This window comes from Streptomyces phytophilus (assembly GCF_013870535.1).
GTDB classification, from domain to species: domain Bacteria; phylum Actinomycetota; class Actinomycetes; order Streptomycetales; family Streptomycetaceae; genus Streptomyces; species Streptomyces phytophilus.
In genome coordinates, this window is the sequence record NZ_JACBXC010000691.1 from 1 (window position 1) to 3,203 (window position 3,203).

General features: G+C 73.4%; 6 protein-coding genes. All 6 read right to left on the minus strand.

Translation table 11 applies throughout. The annotated features are described in order from the left end of the window. Positions 1-201, minus strand: a 201-nt coding sequence (locus H5J30_RS23620; protein ID WP_181789383.1) for a CNNM domain-containing protein, incomplete at its 3' end; no start/stop codon positions are given. Between the two features lie 169 nt (positions 202-370). Further along, positions 371-811, minus strand: a complete 441-nt coding sequence (locus H5J30_RS23625) for a PH domain-containing protein (protein WP_181789384.1) — start codon at positions 809-811, stop codon at positions 371-373. Further along, on the minus strand, positions 808-1,656 hold the full coding sequence (gene hisG / locus H5J30_RS23630) for an ATP phosphoribosyltransferase (RefSeq protein WP_181789385.1): 849 nt from the start codon (positions 1,654-1,656) through the stop codon (positions 808-810). The genes H5J30_RS23625 and hisG overlap by 4 nt, the downstream gene beginning before the upstream one ends. Before the next feature lie 54 nt (positions 1,657-1,710). Continuing rightward, the gene (locus H5J30_RS23635) at positions 1,711-1,983 is read right to left on the minus strand and encodes a phosphoribosyl-ATP diphosphatase (RefSeq protein ID WP_181789386.1); all 273 of its coding nucleotides are present in this window, start codon (positions 1,981-1,983) and stop codon (positions 1,711-1,713) included. 34 nt (positions 1,984-2,017) lie between these two features. Further along, entirely contained in the window at positions 2,018-2,503 is a 486-nt protein-coding gene (gene ribH, locus H5J30_RS23640) for a 6,7-dimethyl-8-ribityllumazine synthase (protein ID WP_181789387.1), read from the minus strand. A gap of 70 nt (positions 2,504-2,573) precedes the next feature. Beyond that, positions 2,574-3,203 (minus strand): GTP cyclohydrolase II (ribA, locus tag H5J30_RS23645; RefSeq protein ID WP_181789388.1); only part of this gene is annotated, 630 nt, incomplete at its 5' end.

Here is a 3,203-nt window from a genome sequence, read left to right on the forward strand (position 1 = left end):
GCCGAGCTGGGTGCCGGAGAGCTGGAACGACAGCTGCCGCAGCGCGGCCACGACGCGGGCGGCGCGCCGGTCGCCGGCCGCGGCGGCCCGCTCCGCCTGCGGGCGCTCCACGGCGACGAGCCCGAACTCGGCCGCCACGAAGAAGCCGTTGGCAAGGACCAGCAGGAACGCAAGGCCCAGCAGGGCCAGTGAGGTGATCATCGCGCCGCCTTCGCACGGGAGGCGGCGCGGGTACTGCAGGAGGATCCGTCCATCGCCCTGGGGGGCTCACTCCTCGGGTCGCCGGGTGGCCCGGCGCGTACGGCTCCGGGCAGGCCCCTCGGGGGGCTTCGGCACCAGAGTAAACACGACCCGGGGGTGCGGGGCAGCCTCAGGCGCCGGACGCGCCCGTGCCGCGCTCCGCCGCCATCCCGGCGAGTGCCCGCGCGTCCTGCTCGGCCCGCTCCCGGGCGATGCCCGGCTGGATGCCCATCGCCGGCAGGCTCGTGCCGTCGGCGAGGTCGAGGGAGACCCAGGGGTCGCCGGGCCGCAGGTTGACCCGGAGGATCTCGGCCCAGGCCAGATGGCGGCGCTGGGTGAGGTTGGTGACCGTGACCCCGTCGTCGGCGGCGACCACCTTGGGCCGGCCGAGCAGCAGCAGCCCGCCGAGGAAGAACAGCCCGACGACGACGAAGCTGATCCGCTCCCCCACGTTCAGGCTCAGGGTGGCGGCGATCGCGGTGAGCGTGGCGAAGATGACGAGCCCGGCGGAGACGAGCACCACCCGGGTGCGCTGCGGCCGGAAGGTGACCGGCAGGTCGGCGGCGCTCACAGGCGGCAGGCGTGGATCGTGGTGGTGAGGATGGCGCGGGCCCCCAGCTCGTACAGCTCGTCCATGATCCGCTGGGCGTCGGCGGTGGGCACCATCGAGCGGACGGCGACCCACCCCTCGTGGTGCAGCGGCGAGACGGTCGGCGACTCCAGGCCCGGGGTCAGGGCTACGGCCTGCTCCAGGTGCTCGGCGCGGATGTCGTAGTCCATCATCACGTACCGGCGGGCGACGAGGACGCCCTGCATCCGGCGCAGGAACTGCCGGACCTTCGGCTCCTCCCGCGGCGAGCCGGTGCCGCGGATGACGATCGCCTCGGAGGTGAGGATCGGCTCGCCGATGATCTCCAGGCCGGCCTGCCGCAGCGTGGTGCCGGTCTCGACGACGTCGGCGATGATCTCGGCGACGCCGAGCTTGATCGCGGTCTCCACGGCGCCGTCGAGGTGCACGACCTCGGCGTCGACGCCGTTGTCCGCCAGGTGCTTGGCGACCAGCCCGGAGAAGGACGTGGCCACGGTCTTGCCGCCGAAGTCGGCGACGCCGGTGGCGGTGCCGGGGCGGGTGGCGAAGCGGAAGGTGGAGGCGCCGAAGCCGAGCTGCATGATCTCCTCGGCGCCGGCGCCGGAGTCGAGGAGCAGGTCGCGGCCGGTGATGCCGATGTCCAGGCGCCCCGAGCCGACGTAGACGGCGATGTCGCGCGGGCGCAGGAAGAAGAACTCGACGTCGTTGTCGGCGTCGGTGAGCACCAGTTCGTGGCGGTCCGTGCGCTGCCGGTAGCCGGCCTCATGGAGCATCGCCGACGCAGGCTCGGCGAGGGAACCTTTGTTGGGGACGGCGATGCGCAGCATGGTCGTGGCTCTTCCTGTTCTGCCGGTCGGCTGGGGGACGGGGGCGTACGGGCGTCAGAGGTGGGCGTAGACGTCGTCCAGGGAGATGCCCCGGGCGACCATCATCACCTGCAGGTGGTAGAGGAGTTGGGAGATCTCCTCCGCGGTGCGCTCCTCGCCCTCGTGCTCGGCGGCCATCCAGACCTCCGCGGCCTCCTCGACGACCTTCTTGCCGATGGCGTGCACGCCCTGCTCGACGAGCTGGGCGGTACGGGAGGTGGCGGGGTCGCCGGTGGCGGCCTTCTGGTGGAGCTCGGTGAAGAGCTCCTCGAATGTCTTGCTGGCCATGGTGTGCCCAAGTCTACGGGGTCTGCGGGGGCGCTCAGCGCCAGGGCTCGGCCACGGTGCGCAGCGCCGCGGCAGTGGCCACGGCGGCGGTGACCGCCTCGTGGCCCTTGTCCTCCACGGAGTCCGCGAGACCGGCGCGGGCGAGCGCCTGCTCCTCGGTGTCGCAGGTGAGCACGCCGAAGCCGACGGGCACCCCGGTCTCCACGCCGACCCGGGTCAGGCCCTCGGTGACGCCCTGGCACACGTAGTCGAAGTGCGGGGTGCCGCCGCGGATGACGACGCCGAGGGCGACGACGGCGTCGTAGCCGCGGTCGGCCATCGCCTTGGCGACCACCGGCAGCTCGAAGCTGCCGGGCACGCGCAGCAGGGTGGGCTCGGCGATGCCCAGCTCGCCGAGGGCGCGCAGGGCGCCGCCGACGAGCCCGTCCATCACCCGCTCGTGCCATTGCGCGGCGACGACGGCGACCCGCAGGTCCGCGCAGTTCTTGACGGTCAGTTCCGGTGCGCCCTTGCCGCTCACGCTCTCTGCTCTCCTCGTCGGCTGTGCTCTACGGATACGCGGGGATGTTCGGGAATGGTGCCGCTCGGGGTCACTGGTTGCTGCACACCGCGACGGGCGCGCCGTCCAGCCAGGGCAGCTGGTGGCCCATGCGGTCGCGCTTGGTGCGCAGGTAGCGCAGGTTGTGCTCGCCGGCCTCGACGGGGGTGGGCTCGCGGCCGGTGACGGCCAGGCCGTGGCGGATCAGGGCCTCGACCTTCTCGGGGTTGTTGGTCATCAGGCGCACCGAGGAGACGCCGAGGTCGGCGAGCATCCGGGCGCCCGCGGCGTAGTCGCGGGCGTCGGCGGGCAGGCCCAGCTCCAGGTTGGCGTCGAGGGTGTCGCGGCCGCGCTCCTGCAGCTCGTAGGCGCGCAGCTTGGACAGCAGGCCGATGCCGCGGCCCTCGTGCCCGCGCAGGTAGATCACGACGCCGCGGCCCTCGGCGGCCACGCGGCGCAGCGAGGCGTGCAGCTGGGGGCCGCAGTCGCAGCGCTGGGAGCCGAAGACGTCGCCGGTCAGGCACTCGGAGTGCACGCGCACGAGCACCCCCTCGGCGGGGTCGTCCCCGGCGACGTCGCCCATGACCAGGGCGATGTGCTCGACGCCGTCGGCGGCCGAGCAGTAGCCGTACGCGGTGAAGTCGCCGTACGCGGTGGGCAGCCGGGTCGCGGCCTCGCGGCG